Below are 23,727 nucleotides of genomic sequence, written 5' to 3'. Positions count from 1 at the left end.
TCGGGGCAGGACAGCCGAGGAGGATGAGCGCTGTGACCCATGACGCGAGTGCCGGCAGCACCAGGACCAGCGTGTACGCCGACCACCGGTCCTCGGCATCACCCGGTGATGCGGGCACGCCCGGGTCTCGGCCCGCCTCCTCGCTTCGCGCCATGGTCAACACGACCCGCCGGTGACGTCCTGCGACCACGAGCCACCCGTCGGCCCGGCGACCACACCCCACCGACCCCCGGCAGCGGACGAAAGGGCCCGGCCGTGGACGCTGTGCGGCAGCAGACCTGCACCCCGCCTCTCTGGCGCCCCCAACCGAACCAGGACCACAGACGAAACGCCCCGGCCGCAGGCGGAGTCCGACAGCGGGCCTCCTGACAGCCCCTCTGGCACCCGAATTCGACCCAGGCCTCCACCCAGCCCCTCCGGCACGCCCAATCCACCCAGGCCTCCACCCGGCCCCTCCGGTGCGCCCAATCGACCCAGGACCACAGAGGACACGGCCAGGCCGCAGGCGGTGCGGAGCAACGGGCCTTCTGGCGGCCCGGCCATCACCCCCGCTCGGGCCAGGGCGACGGACGGAGATGTCCCGCCGCTGGAGGCGGTTCGCGGATGCGAGTGTTCCGGCGGTCTGGGGGACACACCCGGCCGGACTTCGGAGAAGGGCCGGGGTGTCCGATGGGGGGACGGGGTGGCGCTTCGCTCCCAGGCAAGCACTTCGCTCCCAAGCAAGCCGGTCAGACTCGGACCTTGTCCTTCAGCTCGGCGTACTTGCGATCACCGATCCCCGAGACCTCGCGCAGTTGCTCGACGCTTCGGAAGCCGCCGTGCGTGGTGCGGAACTCGGCGATGCGGGCCGCCAGCACCTCGCCGACCCCTGGTAATTCCTCCAGTTGCTCAGGGGTGGCGGTGTTGAGGTCGAGGACGGCCGGAGCGGCAGTGACCACGCCACCCTCGACGCCTCCTGCGGCGCCGGGGGCGGCGGGTGCACCGACGACGATCTGCTCGCCGTCGACCAGGCGTCTCGCGAGGTTGACGGAGCCCATGGGGGCGCCCGATCGGACCCCGCCTGCGGCCTTCACCGCGTCGGTGACCCTGGAGCCGCCAGGGAGGGTGTAGACACCCGGCCTGCGCACCTTGCCCGCCACGTGCACCATCACCTCGGGTGAGGCGGGGGTGGAGACGGACGTGACGATCGGCGGCGCCGCCGAGCCGCTGATCGGGCGGGGCGCGGCCAGAGGCTCTGGGGTGGGGCTGGAGCGCCAGACGTAGACGCCGCCGACGAGGGCCGCCACCACGCCCAGCACCAGCAGGACGCGCAGGCCAGGGCGTCCTGGGTCGAGGTTGGGCGCTTGGGCGGAGACGGCGGCGCGGAAGGCGGCGAAGGAGGTGGGGATGGGCGGGGAGAGCCTGGAGGGTCCGTCGTGCGGCGCGTCCTCGGTGGGCGATCGACGGGGCGACGGCTCAGCGCCGAAGTCAGCGCGGCCGGGGAAGCTGTCCGAGGCGGAATCCGCCGCTGCCCAGGAGATCGCCATCGCGTCCAGCCCCGGGCGTCCCGACGGGCGGCCTGGAGCGGCGTCCAGGTTCGGCCGCCCCAGCGCCGATTCCGAGGCGGCCTCTGACCACGGCGAGCCGTACGCCGACCTGGCCCCGTGCGGAGGAGAGATCGCCTCCGAGTCGAACCTGGAGCGACCCGAGATGTTCTCCACGACAACCGCAGGACGGATCGACGACGGCAGGTGATCCGAAGAGGCTGCTGGGTCGAAGGCGGCCCGATCCGATGAGGAGCGCCCAAAAGCGGTCTCCATGTGCATGTCAGATCGGCTTGAGGACGACGAGCCACCCGAAACCGTCCCCGCACCATCGCCAGGTCGACTCGATGACGACGAGCCACCCGAAGCCGTCTCCGCATGAAAGTCAGGTCCACCCGATGACGACGAGCCACCCGAAACCGCCCCCGCATGAAAGTCAGGCCGACCCGATGACGACGACTGGCCCGAGGAGGGACCGCCCGGAGAGGAACCGCCCGAAGAGAGGCCACCCGGAGAGAGGCGGCCCGGAGAGAGGCGGCCCGGAGAGAGGCGGCGAGCAGACGGGTTCGGCGGTGCGGAGCGCCCAGACGGGCCAGGGTTCGCTTCCACCCCTGAGGGCTCCCCCGGGGACCCCGGTGGGCCCGGACGCGGGAGAGGGGAGCTCACAGCGCGCCACAGCCGTCTCTCCGCCACCGCGCGCTCCACGTTCTCCTCAGCGTTCCGCACAGCCCGAGACCGTAGGCCATGCCCTCAAGGGGCGCAGCCGCCGAATCGGGTTCTGTGGACAGGCGGAACGCCCTGGGGACAACCGGTGTCAGCCGGCCGGCGACACCGTGATGCCGAGCGCCCCGGGCCCCACGTGCACGCCGATCACCGCCCCCACCTCGACCACGCTCAGCCGTACTAACTCGGGCAGTCTGCGGGTGAGACGTTCGGCCAGCGCCTCTGCTCTGCTCTGGGCCGACAGGTGCTGTACCGCCACCTCCACCGGCGCCGTGCCCGCCGCCGCCACCGCGAGGTCCTCCAGGCGCGACAGGGCGCGCGTGGCCGTCCGCACCTTCTCCAGCGGCACGATGCGCCCACTCTCGAGGTGGAGCAGCGGCTTGATCAGCAGCGCGGAGCCGACCAGCGACGCCGCTGCTCCGATGCGCCCGCCCTTGCGCAGGTACTCCAGGGTGTCGACGTAGAAGTAGGTCTGCGTGCGAGACGCGACGGCCCTGGCGATCGAGGCCACCTCGTGCATCGGCGACCCCGAGGCGGCGGCTCGTGCCGCCGCCAGGACGGGGAAGCCGAGGCCCATCGCGATCGACCTGCTGTCGACCACCTCGACGGGGACGGAGGCCGTCTCGGCTGCCAGGCGGGCTGCCTCCGCCGTGCCCGACAAATCACCCGAGAGATGAATGGAGACAATTCCTGAAATACCAGACAAGGAATCATAAATGTCAGAAAAGCGGGCGGGAGAGGGGCGGGACGTCGTTACCGGCGTCCATTCTCCGACCGCCGGAGAAACGCCCTCGTCGTACGGCCGACCACCCACGATCACCTGCAAAGGCACCACGGTCACCCCGGAAGGGACGGAAGGCAGGTAAGCGGTGGAATCAGTGACGATCGCGACCGGAGGTGACATGACCCCGAGAGTAGCTACTGGACGGGGGTGCCGCCTCGCCAGACCCTGCGCGGCTTCAGCCCGAAGGACCAGGCGAACGCGCCCTCGTGGTCGGCGTCCCACTGGACGATGTCGGCCAGCCGTCCCGGAGCGAGGACGCCGCGGTCGGGCGCGCCCAGCACGGTCGCGCCGCCGAGCGTGGCGGCCCTCAGGGCGTCGCCCACGCTCATCCCGAACGCCGCCACCGCCAGGCTGATGACCAGCGACATGGAGGTGATGCCGCAGTGGCCGGGGTTGTGGTCGCTGCCGAGGGCGATGGTGACGCCCTGGGAGATCATGCGGCGGACGGGCGGAAGGCTGCCGCGCTGCATCGCGGTGGCGGGGCAGAGCACGGCGGGCACGCCGTAGCGGGAAAGGACCGCGATGTCCTCGTCGGAGGTGTGGTGGAGCAGGTCGGCGGAGGCGCAGCCGAGCTCGGCGGCCAGCTGGACGGCGCCGCGGCGGCTGAAGGCGCCCGCGTGGACGCGCGGCAGGAGGCCGACGTTGCGCCCCGAGGCCAGCACCCAGCGGGATTCCTCGGTGGTGAAGTGACCCTCGTCGCAGTAGACGTCGACGCTGTCGGCCCCCGCGGCGGCCGCGTCGGCGCACCAGGCGCCCACGGCCTCGACGTAGTCGCGCTGACGGCCGAAGTACTCGGGAGGCACGACGTGAGCCGCGAGGAACGTGACGTGCACGCGCGGCATCATCGGCTCCTTCTCCAGCTCGCGCAGCAGCCGCACGTCGGCCAGCTCGCCGTCGCGGGTGAGGTGGTAGCCGGTCTTGGCCTCGACCGTGGTGGTGCCGCTGAGCAGCCAGGAGCGCAACCGCTCGCGCACGCCGTTGCAGAGGGTCCACGGGTCGGTGCCGCGGGTCACGGTGACGGTGGAGCCGATGCCGCCGCCCGCCGCGTTGATCGCCGAGGAGGAGGAGCCGCTGGAGCGCATGGCCATCTCGGCGTAGCGGTTGCCCGCGTAGACGGGGTGGGTGTGCGCGTCGATCAGGCCGGGGGTGACGAGCGCGCCGCTGAGGTTCTCGACCTGGTCGACGTCGACGATGTCGTCGACGACGCCGGGGACGCTCTGCGGGAGGTCGGCCGCGCGGCCCACCCAGGCGATGCGGTCGTTGTGCACGAGAAGGGCCGCGTTGCTGATGACGTCGTTTCCGGTCCACATGCGGCCGATGTTGGTGAGCAGCCGAACAGTCATCGCACCACCCCGCACGCAGGCAGCGGCAAGCGGGCGGGGGTTACCGCGCCCACTGAGTCCGCTCCGGGTCCGGCCGACATCGGGGGTCTCCTGCTCTCATCCGCAACGATCCTGCGGTGACCGATCGCCGGGCTCATGATCCGGCGATTTCAGTTCAGTTACGTTATTTCACAGGTCGGCTCGCTGTACAGGGTTATTCGGAAGAAAGCCCGCGCATCAGAACGACCCATGCGCCCCTTGTGGCAGGTCGGCCTCGCATTTCCGCTCTGGCCCCCGCATGCGACATCACTCGCAGCAGCCATCTCGATACCCGCGCCATTAGTGTCGTAAGGCTTGCCTTATCGTAGCAATCCCAGCGGAGATCGACCACTGTCGCGTTTATCCCCTAACGCGAAGTACGGCCCGCGCCGTGGGCGCGAGCCGTACGTTCACCAGTGTCGTCAGCCGACCCGCTCGACCGGCTTGCCCACCCGCTCCAGCTCGTGGAAGAGGCTGGGAAGCACGCGGGCGTGCAGCACGGTGCCGTCACCGCCGTGCTCGACCGAGATCACCTCGCCCTCCTTGTGGGCGCGGGAGATCAGGTCACCCCTGTCGTACGGCACCAGCATGAGGACCTCGTGGTCGAGCCTGGGCAGTTCCCGCTCGACCAGCTCGAGCAGCTCGTCGATGCCCGCGCCCGTACGGGCGGAGACGACGATGCTGTTGCGCTCTCGCCTGGCGATCCTGTCGAGGACCTCCTGCTCGGCCGCGTCGGCCTTGTTGATCACCACGATCTCGGGCACGTCGAGCGCGCCCTCGATGTCGGCGAACACCTCGCGGACCGCCGCGAGCTGGCCTTCGGGGTCGGGGTGGGAGCCGTCGACCACGTGCAGGATCAGGTCGGCGTCGGCCACCTCCTCCAGCGTGGAGCGGAACGCCTCGACCAGCTGGGTCGGCAGGTGCCTGACGAAGCCGACGGTGTCGGCGATCGTGAAGAGCCTGCCCTCGGGCGTGCGCGCCTTGCGCACGGTCGGGTCGAGGGTGGCGAACAGCGCGTCCTCGACCAGCACGCCCGCACCGGTGATGCGGTTGAGCAGCGAGGACTTGCCCGCGTTGGTGTAGCCGGCGATCGCGACCGCAGGGACCTCACGGCCCTGGCGGTGCGCCCGCATGGTCTCACGCGAGGTCGACATGCCGGAGATCTGACGGCGGAGCTTGGCCATGCGCTCGCGGATGCGGCGCCGGTCCAGCTCGATCTTGGTCTCACCGGGGCCGCGGCCGCCGATGCCCACGCCGCCGGCGGCACGACCACCGACCTGCCTGGACAGGTTGCCACCCCAGCCTCGCAGGCGCGGCAGCAGGTACTGCAGCTGCGCCAGCTCGACCTGGGCCTTGCCCTCGCGGCTCTTGGCGTGCTGGGCGAAGATGTCGAGGATCAGCGCCGTACGGTCAATGACCTTGACCTTGACGATCTCCTCGAGCTGCCGCAGCTGGCCAGGGCTCAGCTCTCCGTCGCAGATCACGGTGTCGGCGCCGGTCGACTCGACCACGTCACGCAGCTCGAGCGCCTTGCCCGAGCCGATGTAGGTGCCGGGGTCGGGCTTCTGCCGCCGCTGGATCAGGCCGTCGAGCACCTGGGAGCCGGCCGTTTCGGCCAGCAACTTGAGTTCTAGAAGGGAGTTGTCGGCGTCGTCGGCCGTGCCGGAGGTCCAGACACCGACCAGGACGACCCGCTCCAGCCTCAGCTGGCGGTATTCGACCTCGGTGACATCCTGGAGCTCGGTGGAGAGCCCCGCCACACGCCGGAGCGCCTGGCGCTCTTCAAGGTCGAACTCGCCTACTTCGAAGTCGTTTTGCATTCGTGTCATCTCTAATGGGCAACGTCTGGACGTACCAGAATCATCCCCGAACTGCGCCCATCCAGTCACCTGGTTAAACAGGCAGTACCTTCACATCGCCCGCGCCCGAGGAAATCACGACCTTTCGCGGCGAGGCGGCGTCGTCGGTGACCTTCACGTCGGAGCTGCCAGCGCCGGTGTCGGCGGTGACGTCGTAGGCGCCCTGCGGGAGATAGAGGGTCGAGGTGCCCGCGCCGGTCTCGAGCTCGACCTTGTCGGGGGAGCTCTCGTACTTCAGCTTGATGTCGCCCGCGCCGGTCTCGGCGAACAGGCGCTTGCCCGTCAGCCCGTTGGCGTCGATGTCGCCCGCGCCCGTGGTCACCTCGATCTCGCCCGACAGCGAGCGCAGCGTGATGTCACCCGCCCCGCTGTCGGTCTTCACGATCACGCCCTTGGGCACCTCGATCGTGTAGTCGATCCAGCAGGAGTTCCAGCCCTTCTTGCAGTCGTAGGACAGCTCGAGGGTGTCGCCGTTCACCTCGTGAGAGGGCTTCGGCCGCTCGTTGCGCCAGTGCATGTTCTCGGTGACCTTGATGCCGGTCCTGTCGGAGCCGTTCACCACGATGGCGCCCTCGTCGCCCTTGACGGTCAGCCTGACGACGTCGTCCTTCACCTCGTAGGAGACCGTCTTCTCCTCCGTGGGCCCGCCGATGCCCGCCAGTCCGCATCCGGTCAGCAACGTCGCGGAGGCCAGGAGTCCCGCTGCGGCGATCACGCCCTTCTTGTTCATGGGGCAATTCTCCCCTTCGGCTGGAGAGGAGGGCATCGGGGATCACCCCTACCTTGTCCCCGACCGACCCTGTGAAGTAGCGTCACTTCCATAATTCAGAAGTAGTTTTCCACTATGCGGAAAGAGGCTCCGATGGAGATCACCGGCCCGATGCTCGAGCGGTTCGAGGAGATCCTCACGCCGGAGGCGCTCGCCTTCGTGGCAGGGCTCCACAGGAAGTTCGACGCCCGAAGGCTGGAGCTGCTGGAGGCCAGGCAGGCGAGGCAGGCCGAGCTCTCGGCGGGCGGCACGCTCGACTTCCTGCCCGAGACGAAGGCGGTCCGCGAGGGCGAGTGGCGGGTGGCGCCGCCCGCGCCGGGCCTGGAGGACCGCAGGGTCGAGATCACCGGGCCGGTCGACCGCAAGATGACGATCAACGCCCTCAACTCCGGCGCCAAGGTGTGGCTGGCCGACTTCGAGGACGCCAACTCCCCGCTCTGGGAGAACTGCGTCAGCGGCCAGCTCAACCTTCGCGAGGCGCTGGACCGTGCGATCGACTTCGAGACCGGCGGCAAGAGCTACACCCTGAAGCCCGACGCCGAACTGGCCACCATCGTGGTCAGGCCGCGCGGCTGGCACCTGAACGAGAAGCACGCGCTGGTCGACGGCCGGCAGGTCTCAGCCTCGCTGTTCGACTTCGGCCTCTACTTCTTCCACTGCGCGGCCAGGCAGATCGCCAAGGGCAAGGGCCCCTACTTCTACCTGCCGAAGATGGAGTCGCACCTGGAGGCCCGCCTCTGGAACGACGTCTTCGTCCACGCCCAGGAGGCGCTCGGCATCGACCACGGCACGATCAGGGCCACCGTCCTGATCGAGACCTACCCCGCGGCCTTCGAGATGGAGGAGATCCTCTACGAGCTGCGCGACCACTCGGCGGGGCTCAACGCGGGACGCTGGGACTACCTCTTCAGCGTCATCAAGAAGTTCCGCACGCGGGGCAGGGAGTTCCTGCTGCCCGAGCGCAACGCGGTGACGATGACCGCTCCCTTCATGCGCGCCTACACCGAGCTGCTCGTGCGCAGCTGCCACAAGCGCGGCGCCCACGCGATCGGCGGCATGGCCGCCTTCATCCCCTCGCGCAGAGACCCCGAGGTCAACGCGGTGGCGCTGGAGAAGGTCCGCGCGGACAAGACCCGCGAGTCGGGCGACGGCTTCGACGGCTCCTGGGTCGCCCACCCCGACCTGGTGCCGATCTGCGGCGAGGTCTTCACCTCCGTGCTCGGCGAGCGCCCCAACCAGCTCGACCGCCTGCGCGAGGACGTCGACGTCTCGGCCGCCGACCTGCTCGCCGTCTCCGCCACCCCTGGCGACATCACCGAGAACGGCCTGCGCAACAACGTCGACGTCGCGCTGCGCTACCTCGCCGCCTGGATGGGCGGGCTCGGCGCGGTCGCCATCCACAACCTCATGGAGGACGCGGCCACCGCCGAGATCTCCCGCTCCCAGATCTGGCAGTGGATCCACAACGGCATCGAGCTCGCCGACACCGGCGCGGTGGTGACCAAGGAGCTGGTCGAGCAGATCATCGCGGAGGAGCTTGCCAGGATCGCCGCCGAGCCCGGCTACGACGAGGCCCTGTACGCCCAGGCCGAAGCGCTGTTCAAGGAGGTCGCGCTCGACGACGACTTCGCCGAGTTCCTCACCCTGCCCGCCTACGCCCGTATGCCGTAGTCTGCGAGTTTCCGAGGAGGTGGCGCGGTGCTGGCAGAGCTGATCGGCAGGCTCGGCGAGGTGCTGGAGCCTGAGGCGGTCATCACCGATCCCGTACGGCTGCGCACCTACGAGTGCGACGGCCTCACCTACCATCGCGCCACGCCGGGCGTCGCCGTCCTGCCGGAGAACGCCGAGCAGGTCGCGGGCGTGATCAGGCTGTGCAACGAGTACGGCGTGCCGTTCGTCGCCAGAGGCTCGGGCACCGGCCTCTCGGGCGGCGCGCTGCCCCGCACCGACGGCGTGCTGATCGTGACCTCGAGGATGCGCTCGATCGTGGAGATCGACCTGCCCAACCGCAGGGCCGTCGTCGAGCCCGGCGTGACGAACCTGGCGATCACCGAGGCGGTCCGCGACCAGGGCTACTACTACGCGCCCGACCCCTCCAGCCAGCAGGTCTGCTCGATCGGCGGCAACGTGGCGGAGAACTCCGGCGGCGCGCACTGCCTGAAGTACGGCTTCACCGTCAACCACGTCGAGGCGTGCGAGATCGTCACGCCCGACGGCGACATCGTCACCCTCGACCGCGCCGACCCGGGCTACGACCTGCTCGGCGCCTTCATCGGCTCGGAGGGGACACTCGGCGTCACGACCAAGGTCACCGTACGGCTCAGCCGCACTCCCGAGGCCGTGACCACCGTCCTGGCGGCCTTCGAGAACATCGAGCAGGGCGGTGAAGCGGTGTCGGCGATCATCGCGGCCGGCATCCTGCCCGCCGCGATCGAGATGATGGACGCGCTGGCGATCGCGGCCGCCGAGGCGGCCGTGGCCTGCCGCTATCCGGAGAACGCGGGCGCCGTGCTGATCGTCGAGCTCGACGGGCCTTCGGCCGAGGTCGAAAGGCAGTTCGCGCTGCTGAGCCAGATCTGCTCGAAGGCGTTCGAGCTGCGGGTGGCCGAGGATCCCGCCGAGCGGGCGGCGATCTGGAGGGGACGCAAGTCGGCGTTCGCGGCGGTCGGCCGCATCAGCCCCGCCTACATCGTGCAGGACGGCGTGGTGCCGCGCACCTCGCTCCCCGAGGTGCTGGCGGGGATCGACAGCCTGTCCCGCGAGCACGGCATCAAGGTCGCCAACGTCTTCCACGCGGGCGACGGGAACCTGCACCCGCTGGTGCTCTTCGACGACACCGAGCCTGGCGCGGGCGAGCGGGCCGAGATCGTCTCGGGCAGGATCCTCGACCTGTGCATCGAGCACGGCGGGTCGATCACCGGCGAGCACGGCGTGGGCGTCGACAAGGCCCGCTACATGCCCAGGATGTTCACCGACGCCGATCTCGACACCATGCAGCTCGTCAGGTGCGCCTTCGACCCGCGCGGGCTGTCCAACCCCGGCAAGATCTTCCCGACGCCTCGGCTGTGCGGGGAGGTGCCTGGCGTGCGCAAGGGCGTTCATCCGCTGGTCGAGTCGGGAAAGGCGGAGCAGTTTTGATGCCTTCGGGGGTCACCGTCAGGCAGGCGGGGCCCGAGGACGAGGTGGCGGGCGTGCTTCCCCGATGGGTGGCGCTGCCCGAGACCACCGAGGAGGTCGCCGCGATCATGTCGGCGGCGGCCGAGCACGACCTCGCCGTCGTCCCGGTCGGCGGGGGCTCCAAGCTGCACTGGGGGCCGCCGCCCGAGCGGTGCGACGTGCTGCTCGACACCTGCTGCCTCAACCAGGTCCTCGAGCACGCGGAGGGCGACCTGGTGGTGCGCGCGCAGGCGGGCGTCACCATGGAGGCGCTCGCGCGGACGCTCGCCGCGCGCGGGCAGGAGCTGGCGCTCGACGTCCCCGTGGAGGGCGCGACCGTCGGCGGCACACTCGCCACCGCGATCCCCGGCCCGCGCTCGTTCCGCTATGGCGGCGCCCGCGACCTGCTCATCGGCATCACGGTCGTCCTCGCCGACGGCACCGTCGCCCACTCGGGCGGCAAGGTGGTCAAGAACGTGGCGGGTTACGACCTCGGCAAACTCTTCACCGGCTCGTACGGCACGCTCGGCGTGATCACCGAGGCCACCTTCCGGCTGCACCCGCTCGCCTCCGAGCGCCGCTGGATCCAAGCCCACCTGCCCGTACGGCACGCCGACGAGAGCGCCACCCCCGGCACGGGGCCGGGTCCCGTCCAGGGATACGCCTCACCGAGCGCGCGGGGCGGGCCACCCCAACGGAAGGCCACCCTCGCCACCGTCCTGGCCACCTCCCAGGCCGAGCCCACCGCCGTCGAGGTCAACCGTGCGGGCGACGACGCGGCCTGCGAGCTGGCCGTCCTGGTGGAGGGGTCGGCCGCCGAGTCCCGCGCCGAGGCCGTCGCCGCCCTGATGCCGGGCGCGACGGTCGGCGCCGAGCCACCCTCGTGGTGGGGCGCGCTTCCCGACGGGGACGTGCTCATGGAGCTGCGCTTCCCCTCTTCGCGGGGCGAGGCCGTGCTGGAGGCGGTCCACGGGCTCGGCGCGACGGTCAGGGGCTCCCTCGCCTCGGGCGTCCTCTGGCTGGCCCTCTCCCCTTCGGAGAGCTCTTCAGGGAGCGCTTCCCAGGAGTCTTCCGAGAGGTCATCCGAGTCTTCCGCGTCTTCTGCAAAGCTCGGTCCCGAAGGGCTCGCCGGGCTCGTGGCGGGGCTTCGGGCGCGGTTGGCGGAGGTGGGCGGGCGCGTGAGCGTGCTGGCTTCGCCGTACGCGGAGGGTCTCGACAGGTGGGGCGAGATCAGCGCGCTGCCGCTGATGCGGCGCGTGAAGGAACGCTTCGATCCCGGGCGCAGGATGTCCCCCGGCAGGTACGTGGGAGGGATCTGACCGCGATGGACCCCGAGCTGATCAAGGACTGCGTGCACTGCGGGTTCTGCCTGCCCTCGTGCCCGACCTACGTCCTGTGGGGCGAGGAGATGGACTCGCCGCGCGGCCGCATCCACCTGATGAGCCAGCACGTCGAGGGCACCCCGATCACCCCGGAGATGGCCGGCCACTTCGACGCGTGTCTCGGCTGCATGGCGTGCGTGACCGCCTGCCCCTCGGGCGTGCAGTACGACAGGTTGATCGAGCAGACCCGCGCCGAGGTGGAGCGGGAGCACGTCCGCGAGCCGAGGGAGCGGGCGGTGCGCGGGCTGGTGTTCGGGCTCTTCCCGTACCCGCGCAGGCTGCGCGCGCTGCGGCCGACGCTCGGGCTGGCCAGGCGGCTCCAGCCGCTGCTCGAACGGGCGCACCCGAGCCTGGGCGCGATGATCGCGCTCGCCCCGACCCCGGGGAGGCGGCAGCGGCTGCCGGGACGGGTCAGGGCGGTCGGCGAGCGCAGAGCGGTGGTCGGGATGCTCACCGGGTGCGTGCAGAACGAGTTCTTCCCCCAGGTCAACGCGGCCACGGCGCGGGTGCTGGCGATGGAGGGCTGCGAGGTCGTCATCCCGCCGCACCAGGGGTGCTGCGGGGCGCTGAGCGTGCACTCGGGGCGGGACGACCAGGCCAGAAGGTTCGCCAAGCGGACGATCAGGACGTTCGAGCGCGCGGGGGTCGACACGGTCGTGGTGAACGCGGCGGGGTGCGGCTCCTCGATGAAGGAGTACGCCGAGCTGCTCGCCGACTCGCCCGAGTGGGCGGGAAGGGCCCGCGCGCTCAGGACCGTGGATCTGGCCGAGTGGCTGGCCGAGCTGGGCCCGGTGGCCGAGCGGCATCCGCTGCCGGTCACGGTCGCCTATCACGACGCCTGCCACCTCGCGCACGCCCAGGGGATCAGGGCGCAACCCCGTGAGCTGTTGCGCGGCATTCCCGGGCTGTCGCTGCGGGACATCCCCGAGTCGGACCTGTGCTGCGGGTCGGCGGGCACCTACAACATCTTCGAGCCTTCGGCCGCCCGTGACCTGGGTGACCGCAAGGCGGAGCGGGTGCGCTCGACGGGCGCGCAGCTGCTGGTGTCGGCCAACCCCGGTTGCACGATGCAGATCGCGGCGGCGATGCGGCGGCCGGGCGGGGAGATCAGGGTGGCGCACACGGCCGAGGTCCTGGACGCCTCCCTGCGCGGGGTCAGCCCTTCGTTCCTGGACGCCGCCGGCGGGAAGTCCCGCTCGTGAACCCACAGACCGGGGACGCCGAGCCCCTGACGATGGTCGGGGCCGGCGCCGGGCTCGAGGCTGGGGCCGGGTCCGAGGCTGGGGCCGGGTCCGAGGCTGGGGCCGGGTCCGAGGCAGAGACCGGGTTCGTTGTGGGAGCCGGGTTCGTTGTGGGGGCGGGGAGGGTGGCGTGAGCGTGCAGTCGGTCGACAGGGCGCTGGACGTGCTGGAGGCGCTCGCGGCGCACGGCGGCGAGGCGGGCCTGTCGGAGATCGCGGCCCGCACCGGCCTGCCGTACGGGACGATTCACCGCCTGCTCCAGACGCTCCTGTCGCGCGGCTACGTCCGGCAGGAGTCGGACCGCCGCTACGCGCTCGGCGGTGCGCTCGTGAGGCTGGGCGGGGTCGCGGAGCGGATGGTCGGGGTGTGGGCGCGGCCGTACCTCACCAGGATGGTCGAGCTGTCGGGCGAGACGGCCAACCTCGCGGTGCTGGAGGGCGACTTCATCGTCTACGTCGCCCAGGTGCCCTCGCCGCGCAGGCTGCGGATGTTCGCCGAGGTGGGCAGGCGGGTGCTGCCCCACAGCACGGCCGTGGGCAAGGTGCTGCTCGCCGACAGGGCCGACGGCGAGTCGATGGCGCTGTTCGAGCGGACCGGCATGCCCCGCCGTACGGCCAACACGATCACCTCCCACGAGGCCATGCGGGAGGAGCTGGCCACGGTCAGGTCGAGGGGGTACGCCATGGACCTGGGCGAGGAGGAGCTGGGCGTGCACTGTCTCGCCGTCCCCGTGCGCGACGGGGCGAGGGTGGTGGCCGCCATGTCGGTCTCGGGCCCCGCCGAGCGCATCGACGCGCTCGACAGGGACGAACTGGCGGAGGGGATGCGCAAGATCGCCCTCGACTTCGGCCGCGAACTCGGCTCGGACGAGGCCCTCTGACCCCGAGGCAGCGGCTCAGCGTCTCGGGGTGATGTTGATGGTGCCGTTCTGGGGGACGGGGACCACGTCGACCTTGCCGTCCTGGATCGCCTTCCAGAGGATCGCGCCGTTCGGACCGAGCACCCGCACCAGGTCCTGGATGGATTCCAGCTCGGTCTTCACCTTGGCGTTGATCTGCTGCTGGGCCAGGTTCTGCTGTTTGGCGGCCTGCTCGGCGGCCAGCGCGTTGATCAGGCTCTCGGGCGGCTGCGGCTTCTGGATGGTCAGCACCACGTCACCGCAGTCGCCGACCCCCGCGTAGTTGGGCTGGCAGAAGTAGTCCGCGCCCGCCGTCTCCTTGATGAACTGCCTGGCCAGCTGGCCGACCCGCTGCTCCCACTGCTGTTTGACCGTGGGATCGTTGAACAACTTCTTCCACTCGAACTCCTGGGAGGCGGCGTCCATCGCCCGGTCGAGCGGCTGCTTGAAGTAGAAGTTGAGCATCTTGGTCCAGCCGCGGGAGTCGCCGTCCTCGAAGTAGGCGCCGAACTTGCGCCCGATCTTCTCGTGGAACTGCGTCAGCACCTTGCAGTCGGTGTTGAGCGTGAAGGTGGCCGACCCCGACACCTTCATCTCGACGTTGTCCCGCGAGACGATGCTGATGCCGCCCGACTCCGCGCTGTCACCGCCCGAGAAGTCGAAGGTCCGCTGGCCGAACGGGTAGTGGTAGTCGGTGTCGCCGGGCCCGAGCCAGGTGGCGCCGCTGGAGGGGTTGATGCATCGCTCGAACTTGATCGCTTCGAATGTGCCGCCCGCGTAGTGGAGCACCACCTCGTCGGGCTCGGTGCTGACCCGGGAGAAACTGGTCAGCACGGTGATCAGGCCGACGAGGACCGCCACCGCCGCCGCTATTAAGAGTCCTCTTCTCACGCGCCGAGATCATAGTCGCGCCATGGGCGACAGCTCGGTCCGGTCAGGTGATCGGGCGAGCGGGCGCTCGGGAGATCTCCCTGCGCACCGGCTACTACCGCCGGCCCTCGCGCGGGTAGCGTGCCAACCATGTGTAGAAGCATCAAGACGCTGCGCCCGCCGTACACCGAGGACGTCACCGAGGAGGACGTGCGCGCCGCGGCCCTGCAGTACGTCAGGAAGATCTCCGGGTTCCGCGCCCCCGCCGCGCACAACGCGGAGGCGTTCGACAGGGCCGTGGAGGCGATCACCATGGCCTCGGAGGAGCTGCTCGCCTCGCTGCAAGTCCGCGGAGCCCATTGACAGCCCTCTTGAGCGGGGGAATGGTCCTGATATGCCCCCCATCAGCGGCCTGTACCGCGGCCAGGACGGTGAATCCCAGCTCGACCTCAGGGTCGATGTCGACGGAAAGAGGCCCACAGGACGGCTCAGCGGCGACCTGTTCACCACGACGGGCTCGACCACCGCGTACCACGGCTCGTTCGTCGTTCACTCCACCACCAGGCAGGGTGATCGGGTCGAGGGCCAGGGCGCCTTCACCTTCGCCGCGCCCGACCGGCACGTGACCGTCACGATCACCGAGGACAGCGCCACCGCCACGGTCGCGGGACGCACCTACGGGCTGCACCGCGCCTCGCCGTACTTCAGGAGCGTGCTGCTGGAGCAGGACTCGGTGGCGGGCGCGGCGCCCTTCGTCTCTTACGACACGGGCGCGCTGCAGGGCCCGCCGGGACGGCGGACGCTGACGGTGGCCGAGGCGTACGCCGAGGCCGGAGTGGAGCTGCGGATCGCCGAGCCCGGCGTGATCCCGGTGGACGGCGCCGGCCAGGACCTCGCGTGGGACGACTCCGAGCTGCACAACGCGATGACGCAGCAGTTCGCCTCGTTCGGCGACCAGGCGGCCTGGCGGGTGTGGCTGCTGGTGGCCAGCAAGCACGTCGGCGGCTTCCGGGGCATCATGTTCGACTACAACGACGCCTGCCAGCGGCAGGGTGCCGCCGTCTTCTACGACGCGATCAAGGGCGAGTCGCCGCAGGCCCAGCGCGCCCAGTTGCGCACCTACGTGCACGAGCTCGGTCACGCCTTCAACCTGCTGCACTCGTGGCAGAAGAACCTGTCGCGCCCGCCGCAGCCCCTCGGCCCCCACGGCGGCTTCGGCGACCTGTCCTGGATGAACTACGTCCAGAACTACCAGCCGGGCGGGGAGCGCGCCTACTGGCAGGCCTTCCCCTTCCAGTTCACCGACCCCGAGCTGGTCCACCTGCGTCACGGCTTCTTCCGCGACGTCGTCATGGGCGCCAACGCCTTCGGCACAGGGGCGGCCGAGATCGACCCCTTCGAGCAACCGGTCTCCGACCAGTCGGGTCTGCTGCTCGAGGTGCGGGCCAAGGACTTCTTCGAGTACGGCGAGCCCGTCGTGGTCGAGCTCAAGCTGTCGCACTCGGGGGAGCCCAGGACCACCCACGGCCACCTGCACCCCGACACCGAGTTCACGCAGGTCTCCATCACCCAGCCGTCGGGCAGGACCGTCCTGTACCGGCCGATGATGCGGCACTGCGTGGACGACTCCCCCGAGATCAGGCTCGATCCCGGCAACCCCGCGATGTACCGCAGCGCGTACATCGGGCACGGGCGCGACGGGCACTACTTCCAGCAGCCGGGCGACTACCAGGTGCGCGGGCAGTACATCGGCGCCGACGGCTCCCGCATCGTCTCCGCGCCCTGCCTGGTGCGGGTCCGTCACCCGATCACCACCACCGACGCGCGGGTCGGCGAGCTGATGCTGGGCGAGGAGCAGGGCAAGCTGTTCTCCCTGCTCGGCTCCGACTCCCCTGCCCTGCGCTCGGGCAACGAGGCGCTGGAAGAGGTCATCGAGCGCTACGGCGAGCACCCGCTGGCCGTCTACGCGCGGATGGTGAAGGGGCTGAACGCCGAGCGCGAGTTCAAGGACCTGGGCGCGGACAAGAAGCTGCACGTGCGCCCGCCCGACACCGGCGAGAGCATCGAGCAGCTCGGCGCGGTGGCCAGGCAGGCGACTGTCGACAACATCACGCTGAACATGGTCATGCGCAGGCTGGCCAGGGCCGTGGCGAGGAGGGGCGACCTCGATCTGGCCCACGGGGTGCTGGACGACATGGTGTCGACGTTCGCGGCGAAGGGGATCAACGACATCGTGCTGGGGCGGATCAGGCAGCAGGCGGAGCTGACCAAGCGGGCGCTCAGCGCCGAGACGTCATGAGGGGACGGCCCTCGGCGTCGCAGCGGAGCACGACCTCGACCTCGGAGGTCTCCGACTCGAACTCGACCGTGACGTGGTCGTCGGGCTCGGTGTCCACGTCGTCGGTGGTGTAGCCCTGGGCGGGGCTCCACGACCGCAGCCGCACCAGCCCGCGGTCGCACGCGGCGACCACGGTGCCACCGGCGGTCCTGAACGCCCTCACCTGCCCTGCTCCTGGGCTCTCCTGACCCGGACCGGCGGGCGAGGGGCCGGGGCTGGCCGGGGACGAGCCGGTAGGCGAACCGGTGGGCTCGGGGCCGGGGTTCTCTGGGGCCGGACCGGTGGGCGGGGCGGAGGTGGCGGCGGAGAGGGCGGCGCGGACGTCGGCGTCCGACATCGTACGGCTCGCCGTCCCCGCCAGCGATGAGCCGAGCAGCCCCAGCACCGCCACGCCCGCCACGGTCGCGGTCAGCGCGGCGGCCGCCCAGGCCAGTACGAGTCGTCTCACCCGCTCACCCTCCCCCATCTCGGGATAAGGCGAGGTTAACGCCGGGATAAGCCTGATGTCGGAGCGGTCGGGCACGGTCTACGGTTGACGGATATGGCCGACATCCTGCTCATCGAGGACGACGTGACCATCCGCACCGCCCTCAGCCGTGGGCTGCGCGAGCTGGGCCACGCCGTCTCCTCCTCCCCCACCGCCCTCGACGGGCTGCGCCTGGCCGTACAGGACCGCCCCGACCTGATCGTGCTGGACCTCGGCCTGCCCGACCTCGACGGCGTCGACCTCCTGCGCATGCTGCGGGCCGTCAGCAAGGTCCCCGTCATCGTGGCCACCGCCCGCGACGGCGACGCCGAGATGGTGCCCGTGCTCGACGCGGGCGCCGACGACTACGTGGTCAAGCCGTACAGCTCCGCCCAGCTCGACGCCCGCATCCGGGCGGTGCTCAGGCGTGGGGGGCAGGTGAGGGAGCGGCAGGAGCTCGCCGTGGGCGCCCTGGTCCTCGACGCCAAGGCCAGGACGGCGGCGCTCGGCGGCGTCACGCTCGACCTCACCCCGCGCGAGTTCGACGTGCTGCACTACCTGGCCGAGCGGCCGGGCGAGGTGGTGACCAAGCGCGAACTGCTGACCGAGGTGTGGCAGGTGCCGTACGGCGGGGCCGACAAGACCGTGGACGTCCACCTGTCGTGGCTGCGGCGCAAGCTCGGAGAGAGCGCCGCGAGCCCGCGCTACCTGCACACGGTGCGCGGCGTCGGCGTCAAGCTCGTGGACCCCTCGTGAGGAGATGGCTGGCGCTGCTCGCCGCCGCGATCACCTCGCTCGTGCTGATCGCGCTGCTGGTCCCGATGGCGCTGCTGATCCGCTCGGTGGCCGAGAACGGCGCCATGTCCCGCGCCACCGCCACCGCCGAGTCCGTCGCGGTCGCCGCGGGCTCCCCCGGGCTGGCGCTGACCGTCGAGCAGGCGCGCGGCGGCCCGTTCCCCGTGACCGTCTTCCTGCCGGACGGCGGCGTGCTGGGCGCCACGGCCGCCCGCGACGACGCCGTACGGCTGGCCGCCACGGGCCGCAGCGTCACCGCCCACGCGCCCGACGGCAGGGCGGTGCTCGCCTCCGCGCTCACCCCCGAGGGCACGGTCGTCGTCAGGGTGTTCGTGAGCGACGCCGAGCTGACCAGGGGCGTGCGCGAGGCCTGGCTGGGCCTGGCCGCGCTCGGCCTGGTGCTGGTCGCGCTCGGCATCGTGCTGGCCGACCGCCTGGCGCTGGCGATCACCCGTCCGATCGGCGCGATGGCGCAGGTCTCACACCGGCTGGCCGGGGGCGACCTGACGGCGAGGGCCGCGCTGGACGGTCCCCCGGAGGTGCGGTCGGTGGCGCTCGCGCTCAACCACCTGGCGGGACGCATCGACGACCTGTTGGCCGCCGAGCGGGAGTCGGTCGCCGACCTGTCCCACCGCCTGCGCACCCCGCTCACGGGGCTGCGCCTGGACGCGGAGTCGCTCGCCGACCCCGCCGAGGCGGCCAGGATCGCGGCGCGGATCGACGAGCTGCAGCGGGCGGTCACCAGGGTCATCACCGAGGCCAGGCAGCGCTCGAACGAGCAGTCCTGCGACGCGGCCGAGGTGGTGGCCGAGCGGGCCGCGTTCTGGTCGGTGCTGGCCGAGGACCAGGGGCGCGAGATGCGCCTGGACCTGGCGAAGGGCCCGCTGCCCGTGCGGGTGGGCGCGGCCGAGCTGGGCGCGTGCGTGGACGCGCTGCTCGGCAACGTCTTCGCGCACACCCCCGAGGGCGTGGCGCTCGCCGTACGGCTGACGCCCGGGGTGCGGCTCGTCGTCGCCGACGAGGGCCCTGGCTTCCCCCCTCAGGCCCTGGAGCGCGGGCGCAGCGGCGCGGGCTCCACCGGGCTCGGGCTCGACATCGCCCGCAGGACGGCCGAGTCGGCTGGCGGCTCCCTCGAGCTCTCGCCCGGCCCCGGCGCGACCGTCACCGTCACCCTTAGCCCGGCCTTAGCGCTCTCCTAGCGCGGCGCTATCTCCGCCGGGGCGAGTCTGTGTCCATGACGACAACACTGATCGCCGCAGCGCTTCTGTTCGCCACTCCCGTCCCCGTCACTCCTGCCCCAACCGTTTCCGTCCCTGCCGCCAGCGCGCCCCCCACCGCCGCGCCCGTCACCGAGGCGCAGGCGGTCGAGATCGCCAAGGCCCGTGTGCCCGGCGCGACCGTCGGGGACGTGGAGCGCGACGACGAGCAGGGCGAGCCCACCTGGGAGGTCGAGCTGACCAAGGGCGGGCAGGAGCACGAGGTCCACGTCTCGGAGCAGACCGGCAAGATCGTCAAGCACGACACCGACCAGGCCGACGCCCGTGACGACGCCGACGACCGTGACGACGCCCGTGACGAGACCGACGACCGTGACGGAACCGACGACCGTGAGACCGACGACCGTGACAATGCCGACACCCGTGACCAGACAGACGACCGTGACGGGGCCGACGACCGTGACGGGGCCGACGACTGAGTCAGCAGGAGGACAGGATCCCGTCCATCGCCGCCTTCTCCGCCGCGGTGACCCACAGCGCGTACTTCGTCTTCACCTTGACCTGCCTGGCGATGTAGGCGCACCTGTACGCCTTGCGCGGCGGCAGCCATGTCGCCGCGTCGGCGTCGCTCTTCTGGTTGTTGAGTGGGCCGTCCACGGCCAGCAGGTTCAGCGGGTCGTTGGCGAACTCTTTGCGCTTGTCCTTGCTCCACTGCTGGGCGCCCTTCTGCCAGGCGTCCGACAGCGGGATGAGGTGGTCGATCTGGACGGCCATGCTGGTGTCCTGGCCGCGCGTGAACTTGATGGTCTTGCCTGAGTACGGGTCGTCGAGGATCCCGGTCAGCACGATGCAGTCGTGCGTCCCCTTCTTGAACGTCTCCTCGCGCAGGTCCCGCTTGAGTATGTCGTTGCGCGTGTCGCATCCGTTGCGGTCGACGTCGGCCCAGGCGGGGCCGAACTTCTCGCGTTCGAAGCCGGTCTTCGGGGCACGGCCCTTGACGGCCAGCTTCTTCAGGTCGTCGCGCGCCTTGCCGATGTCGGCTGACGGCGGCTTGCCGGCGTCGGACTCGAGGTCGGCGGCCTGGGTGGGCCCGCATCCGGTCACCAGCGCCAGAGAGGCCAAACCCACCAAGAGTTTCCTATTCACGGTTAAAGTCTAGGCAATGGCACCAAGCACGCATTCAACTAGAGACAAAGCGAATGGCGTGGGCATGTGTCCCCGTGATGACCTGCCCAGACGGCACCTCGACGCCCGCCTCCTATCCCGCGGGGCGGACGGCAGCGGTCAGGTGGTGAGGAGACCGCCGTCGACGGGGAGGGTGACGCCGGTGATGTAGGACGAGGCGTCGCCGGCAAGGAAGATCGCGGCGGCCACCAGTTCAGCGGGGTCGCCCGCGCGGCGCATCGGCACGCGCGCCTCCAGCGTCGCCTCCAGGTATCCCGGCTGGTAGGTCTCGGTCATCTCCGAGTGGAAGAATCCGGGCTCCAGGCAGTTGACCCTGATGCCCTTGCGGCCCGTCCACTGCTGCGCCAGGTCTCTGGTCAGCCCGATCACGGCCGCCTTCGAGGCGCTGTAGGCGGCCTGCGGCAGCCCCGCCGTCGTCTCGCCGAGCACGCTGCCCACGTTGATGATCGACGACCCTGGCCGCATGACCCGCCCGCAGGCCTGGGCCATCCAGTAGGTGCCGTGCAGGTTGACGTCGACGACCTGCCTGAACTGCTCGGGCGTCTCCCGCGTGGCGGGCACCGCGGTGCCCACCCCCGCGTTGTTGACCAGCACGTCGACGGCCCCGAAGGCCGACATCGCGGCCTGGACCAGCGCGTCGCAGTCGGCGACGACGCTCACGTCCGTGGGGACGGCCACGCAGCGCCGTCCCGTCGCCTCCACCAGCTGCCGCGTCGACTCGAGCCGGTCCTTGCGACGGGCGCCGATCACGATGTCGGCGCCCGCCTCGGCCAGCCCTCGCGCGAAGGCCACCCCGAGCCCCGACGAGGCTCCGGTGACGATGGCGACCTTTCCCTGAAGGCTGAACCGTTCGAGCATCTAGAGACCGTACTCCTTGGTGATCCGCTCGTGCCGCTCGACCTCGACGTCGACCTCTCTTGCCAGGTCGAGCCAGGCCAGCGGGTGCACCCAGCGCTCGGTGGCGTCGTCGAGCAGCGCGTCGACCTCGACCGCCTCCACGTTCGGAGGGACCGCGACCCAGCCGAACACGCCGGGCAGCTGCTCGCCGGAGGTCGGGTGGGTGACGCGGTAGTTCTCGTCGCTGTAGACCCACATCGGCCAGCCGCGCTCGGCCATGACCTCGGTGAACTCGGCCCAGTCGGCCTCGCTCGGAGCGGCGCCGTCGAAGAAGTAGCTGGTGTAGCCGCCTGGACGCAGCATGCGCACGGCCGCGAACGGCGGCACGAAGTTCTGCTGCTCCTCGGGGTCGTCGGGGATGGGCTCGAGCAGCTGCGGGTCGAAGACGACAAGGTCGCCCGCGTTGTACTCCATGCCGCGCGGCTGCGGCAGCGCCAGCCTGGCCGTGGCCGGGCCCGTGCGGATGGACAGCACCTGACGCTGGCCGCCGTCGGGCGCGGGCAGGATGATCCTGACCAGGCCCAGCTCCTCCTCGATCGGCCCCTCGGACGACTTGATCGGCATGCCGACCCGCTTGGCGCCGATGCGGACGGTCTCCCAGTCCTCGGCGGAGGTCGCCATGACGATCATGCGCCAGACGTCCTCGTCGGTCATGTCGTCGCTGTCGAGGGCCTCGCGCAGCGCCAGAGCGCCCTTGGCGTCCTGGTCGAGCTGCTGGGCGGCGCTCGCGAACGCGCGCCTGGCCTCGATGCCGGCGCCCGCCTCCATGGCCTGCTCGGCCTCGGAGGCCGCCTGCTCCCATCGCTCGCGGGCGATGTGGAGCCTGGCCAGCGCGAGGTGCTTGCCCGCGGGCGGCAGCAGCTCGGCCATCTGCTCGAGGCGCTCGTCCTGGCGGGCCTCGACGAGCAGGTTGGTCAGGAAGTCGAGGTCCTGGGCGTCGGCGGTGGCGATCTGGCCGGTGTCGACGAGCATCTTCCAGTAGATGTCGGCGCCGGTGACCGGGTAGCCGAGGAAGCCGAGCGTGGTGGTGTGGCGGCGGGTGGCCTCGATGTCCTTGCCCGACAGCGGGGCCAGCCAGCCGACCCACTCCTCGGGGTTGGCGTTGATGCCGTCGGCGGCGTCGAAGTAGGCGACGCGCTCCTCCAGCGGGCTGGTGGCCTCGGGAGCCGTGGTCGCCGCGGCGGCCGCGCGCAGGGCCGCGACCCGCTCGGCCACGCCCTCGGCCGAACGCAGCTCCGCGGAGCCCTGCTCGGCCAGGTCGGCGAGAAGCTCGGCCTGCCACACACCCTGACGCGCGACCGCGAGCTCGCCGGCGATCAGCGCGAGCTCGACGCGGGCGCGGTAGCCGCCCATCATGCCGAAGTAGTCGATCCACTGGCGCAGGACCCTGCCCAGCTGCCAGGTGTTGGTGATCTGCGCGGAGCCCGCCAGCTTGTTGACGGCCTGGGCCCACTCCACGAAGTCGCGCGGGTGGTCGCCGACGACGTCGAGGTCGGGCAGCGCGTCGACGGCCTCGGCCGTGCGCTCGAGGGTGGCGAGGATGAGCGAGCGGCGCACGCCCTCGCGGTGGGGCTTGGCGACCGGGTCGTCAGGCTTGAAGTCGGCGGCGGCCTGGATGGCGGCCAGTGCGTCGTCGGCGCGGCCGAGGGCCAGCAGCGCGCGTGAGCTCTCGGCGCCCAGCTCCCAGCTCGCCGCGCGGCCGACCGCGCCCAGGCGCTGGATCGCGGTCTCGGCGTAGGAGACGGCCTCGTCCGCGCGGCCCGCGTCGGTGAGCGCGGAGACATACTGGGTCACCAGGCCCGCGTAGGCGGCGTCGGTCGGCTCGAGCGCCTCGATGGCGGGGCCGAGCAGGGCCAGGCGGTCGGCGGCGTAGCCGGGACCGTCGGCGTTGGCCTGCGCGACGGCGAGCGCCTCGACGGCCGCGGGGACCGAGGGGCACTCGCGCACGTCTTCGCGCTGGGCGAACGCCACGAGGCTCTCGGCGTCGCCGATGGCGACGGCGCCCTGCGCCCTGTCGCCGACGCGGCCGATGAGGTGCCAGTAGCGGGCGTAGAACTCAAGCCAGGGCAGGTCGACGCTCTCGGCCTGCTGTGCGATCGCCGGGGCCATCACGTCGAGCTGCGGGTATCGCCCCTCGTAAGCCTGTGCGGGCAGATCACCCAGCGCCATGGCGAACCCGGCGTTACCTGCCTCAGAAAGCTGCTGCTGGGTTTCGCCGACCCAGGCCCAGATGTCCACGTCCATGGGCAGTCAGTCTGCCAGG

The 23,727-nt window shown here is 71.1% G+C and carries 20 protein-coding genes; 10 read left to right on the top strand and 10 right to left on the bottom strand.

Going from position 1 to position 23,727, the window contains the following annotated elements:
• Positions 1 to 728: 728 nt before the first annotated feature.
• The 5 genes from ABFX55_RS47140 to ABFX55_RS47120 form a co-directional block, all read right to left on the bottom strand.
• Positions 729 to 1,700: a helix-hairpin-helix domain-containing protein gene (locus tag ABFX55_RS47140; RefSeq protein ID WP_346130482.1), complete on the bottom strand. Its 972-nt coding sequence runs from the start codon at positions 1,698 to 1,700 to the stop codon at positions 729 to 731.
• A gap of 637 nt (positions 1,701 to 2,337) precedes the next feature.
• Positions 2,338 to 3,150, bottom strand: coding sequence for a DegV family protein (locus tag ABFX55_RS47135; RefSeq protein WP_346130480.1), 813 nt, complete (start codon positions 3,148 to 3,150; stop codon positions 2,338 to 2,340).
• A 14-nt stretch (positions 3,151 to 3,164) separates the two neighbouring features.
• A complete protein-coding gene (gene hutI, locus ABFX55_RS47130) occupies positions 3,165 to 4,373 on the bottom strand; it encodes an imidazolonepropionase (protein ID WP_346130479.1) in 1,209 nt (402 codons plus the stop codon).
• Between the two features lie 440 nt (positions 4,374 to 4,813).
• Positions 4,814 to 6,220, bottom strand: coding sequence for a GTPase HflX (gene hflX, locus ABFX55_RS47125; protein WP_183657666.1), 1,407 nt, complete (start codon positions 6,218 to 6,220; stop codon positions 4,814 to 4,816).
• 64 nt (positions 6,221 to 6,284) lie between these two features.
• On the bottom strand, positions 6,285 to 6,980 hold the full coding sequence (locus ABFX55_RS47120) for a DUF4097 family beta strand repeat-containing protein (RefSeq protein ID WP_346130477.1): 696 nt from the start codon (positions 6,978 to 6,980) through the stop codon (positions 6,285 to 6,287).
• A 114-nt stretch (positions 6,981 to 7,094) separates the two neighbouring features.
• Between ABFX55_RS47120 and aceB the strand changes: the two genes are divergently transcribed.
• From aceB to ABFX55_RS47095, 5 genes are all read left to right on the top strand, one after another.
• The gene (gene aceB, locus ABFX55_RS47115) at positions 7,095 to 8,690 is read left to right on the top strand and encodes a malate synthase A (protein ID WP_346130475.1); all 1,596 of its coding nucleotides are present in this window, start codon (positions 7,095 to 7,097) and stop codon (positions 8,688 to 8,690) included.
• A gap of 27 nt (positions 8,691 to 8,717) precedes the next feature.
• A complete protein-coding gene (locus tag ABFX55_RS47110) occupies positions 8,718 to 10,157 on the top strand; it encodes an FAD-binding oxidoreductase (RefSeq protein ID WP_346130473.1) in 1,440 nt (479 codons plus the stop codon).
• Positions 10,157 to 11,494, top strand: a complete 1,338-nt coding sequence (locus ABFX55_RS47105; protein WP_346130471.1) for an FAD-binding oxidoreductase — start codon at positions 10,157 to 10,159, stop codon at positions 11,492 to 11,494. Before ABFX55_RS47110 ends, ABFX55_RS47105 begins: the two co-directional genes overlap by 1 nt.
• A gap of 5 nt (positions 11,495 to 11,499) precedes the next feature.
• Entirely contained in the window at positions 11,500 to 12,759 is a 1,260-nt protein-coding gene (locus ABFX55_RS47100; protein ID WP_346130469.1) for a (Fe-S)-binding protein, read from the top strand.
• A 175-nt stretch (positions 12,760 to 12,934) separates the two neighbouring features.
• The gene (locus ABFX55_RS47095) at positions 12,935 to 13,678 is read left to right on the top strand and encodes an IclR family transcriptional regulator (RefSeq protein WP_379479205.1); all 744 of its coding nucleotides are present in this window, start codon (positions 12,935 to 12,937) and stop codon (positions 13,676 to 13,678) included.
• A 15-nt stretch (positions 13,679 to 13,693) separates the two neighbouring features.
• On the opposite strand, the gene ABFX55_RS47090 is transcribed toward ABFX55_RS47095, so the two are convergent.
• Positions 13,694 to 14,587, bottom strand: a complete 894-nt coding sequence (locus tag ABFX55_RS47090) for an SPFH domain-containing protein (protein WP_183657654.1) — start codon at positions 14,585 to 14,587, stop codon at positions 13,694 to 13,696.
• A 129-nt stretch (positions 14,588 to 14,716) separates the two neighbouring features.
• On the opposite strand from ABFX55_RS47090, the gene ABFX55_RS47085 reads away from it, so the two are divergent.
• Both ABFX55_RS47085 and ABFX55_RS47080 read left to right on the top strand, forming a co-directional pair.
• On the top strand, positions 14,717 to 14,929 hold the full coding sequence (locus tag ABFX55_RS47085; RefSeq protein WP_183657650.1) for a DUF2277 domain-containing protein: 213 nt from the start codon (positions 14,717 to 14,719) through the stop codon (positions 14,927 to 14,929).
• Positions 14,930 to 14,960: 31 nt separating this feature from the next.
• The gene (locus ABFX55_RS47080; protein ID WP_346130465.1) at positions 14,961 to 16,865 is read left to right on the top strand and encodes a hypothetical protein; all 1,905 of its coding nucleotides are present in this window, start codon (positions 14,961 to 14,963) and stop codon (positions 16,863 to 16,865) included.
• Here the strand turns inward: ABFX55_RS47080 and ABFX55_RS47075 are convergent.
• Positions 16,846 to 17,352, bottom strand: a complete 507-nt coding sequence (locus ABFX55_RS47075) for a hypothetical protein (RefSeq protein ID WP_346130464.1) — start codon at positions 17,350 to 17,352, stop codon at positions 16,846 to 16,848. The two genes, ABFX55_RS47080 and ABFX55_RS47075, sit on opposite strands and share 20 nt — an antisense overlap.
• 93 nt (positions 17,353 to 17,445) lie before the next feature.
• Between ABFX55_RS47075 and ABFX55_RS47070 the strand changes: the two genes are divergently transcribed.
• The 3 genes from ABFX55_RS47070 to ABFX55_RS47060 are packed head-to-tail and all read left to right on the top strand — an operon-like array spanning position 17,446 to position 19,861.
• Entirely contained in the window at positions 17,446 to 18,126 is a 681-nt protein-coding gene (locus tag ABFX55_RS47070; protein WP_183657641.1) for a response regulator transcription factor, read from the top strand.
• Positions 18,123 to 19,364, top strand: coding sequence for a sensor histidine kinase (locus tag ABFX55_RS47065; RefSeq protein ID WP_346130463.1), 1,242 nt, complete (start codon positions 18,123 to 18,125; stop codon positions 19,362 to 19,364). The genes ABFX55_RS47070 and ABFX55_RS47065 overlap by 4 nt, the downstream gene beginning before the upstream one ends.
• A 35-nt stretch (positions 19,365 to 19,399) precedes the next feature.
• A complete protein-coding gene (locus ABFX55_RS47060) occupies positions 19,400 to 19,861 on the top strand; it encodes a PepSY domain-containing protein (protein ID WP_346130461.1) in 462 nt (153 codons plus the stop codon).
• Position 19,862: 1 nt separating this feature from the next.
• Here ABFX55_RS47060 and ABFX55_RS47055 read toward each other — a convergent pair whose 3' ends face one another.
• The 3 genes from ABFX55_RS47055 to ABFX55_RS47045 form a co-directional block, all read right to left on the bottom strand.
• Positions 19,863 to 20,528, bottom strand: a complete 666-nt coding sequence (locus ABFX55_RS47055) for an HNH endonuclease family protein (RefSeq protein ID WP_346130459.1) — start codon at positions 20,526 to 20,528, stop codon at positions 19,863 to 19,865.
• A 138-nt stretch (positions 20,529 to 20,666) separates the two neighbouring features.
• Entirely contained in the window at positions 20,667 to 21,425 is a 759-nt protein-coding gene (locus ABFX55_RS47050) for an SDR family NAD(P)-dependent oxidoreductase (RefSeq protein WP_346130457.1), read from the bottom strand.
• On the bottom strand, positions 21,426 to 23,708 hold the full coding sequence (locus ABFX55_RS47045; RefSeq protein ID WP_346130455.1) for a tetratricopeptide repeat protein: 2,283 nt from the start codon (positions 23,706 to 23,708) through the stop codon (positions 21,426 to 21,428).
• Positions 23,709 to 23,727: the final 19 nt, after the last annotated feature.

The organism is Nonomuraea roseola (assembly GCF_039535395.1).
In the GTDB taxonomy this organism is placed as follows: Bacteria; Actinomycetota; Actinomycetes; order Streptosporangiales; family Streptosporangiaceae; genus Nonomuraea; species Nonomuraea roseola.
The sequence above is the reverse complement of the archived record's forward strand: the minus strand, read 5'-3'. Positions and strand labels throughout refer to the sequence as shown.

Coding starts and splice junctions, on each gene's coding strand:
- ABFX55_RS47135 (WP_346130480.1), bottom strand. CDS start 3,150: ATGTCACCTCCGGTCGCGATCGTCACTGATTCCACCGCTTACCTGCCT.
- hutI (WP_346130479.1), bottom strand. CDS start 4,373: ATGACTGTTCGGCTGCTCACCAACATCGGCCGCATGTGGACCGGAAAC.
- hflX (WP_183657666.1), bottom strand. CDS start 6,220: ATGACACGAATGCAAAACGACTTCGAAGTAGGCGAGTTCGACCTTGAA.
- ABFX55_RS47120 (WP_346130477.1), bottom strand. CDS start 6,980: ATGAACAAGAAGGGCGTGATCGCCGCAGCGGGACTCCTGGCCTCCGCG.
- aceB (WP_346130475.1), top strand. CDS start 7,095: ATGCGGAAAGAGGCTCCGATGGAGATCACCGGCCCGATGCTCGAGCGG.
- ABFX55_RS47105 (WP_346130471.1), top strand. CDS start 10,157: ATGCCTTCGGGGGTCACCGTCAGGCAGGCGGGGCCCGAGGACGAGGTG.
- ABFX55_RS47100 (WP_346130469.1), top strand. CDS start 11,500: ATGGACCCCGAGCTGATCAAGGACTGCGTGCACTGCGGGTTCTGCCTG.
- ABFX55_RS47085 (WP_183657650.1), top strand. CDS start 14,717: ATGTGTAGAAGCATCAAGACGCTGCGCCCGCCGTACACCGAGGACGTC.
- ABFX55_RS47080 (WP_346130465.1), top strand. CDS start 14,961: ATGCCCCCCATCAGCGGCCTGTACCGCGGCCAGGACGGTGAATCCCAG.
- ABFX55_RS47070 (WP_183657641.1), top strand. CDS start 17,446: ATGGCCGACATCCTGCTCATCGAGGACGACGTGACCATCCGCACCGCC.
- ABFX55_RS47060 (WP_346130461.1), top strand. CDS start 19,400: ATGACGACAACACTGATCGCCGCAGCGCTTCTGTTCGCCACTCCCGTC.
- ABFX55_RS47050 (WP_346130457.1), bottom strand. CDS start 21,425: ATGCTCGAACGGTTCAGCCTTCAGGGAAAGGTCGCCATCGTCACCGGA.
- ABFX55_RS47045 (WP_346130455.1), bottom strand. CDS start 23,708: ATGGACGTGGACATCTGGGCCTGGGTCGGCGAAACCCAGCAGCAGCTT.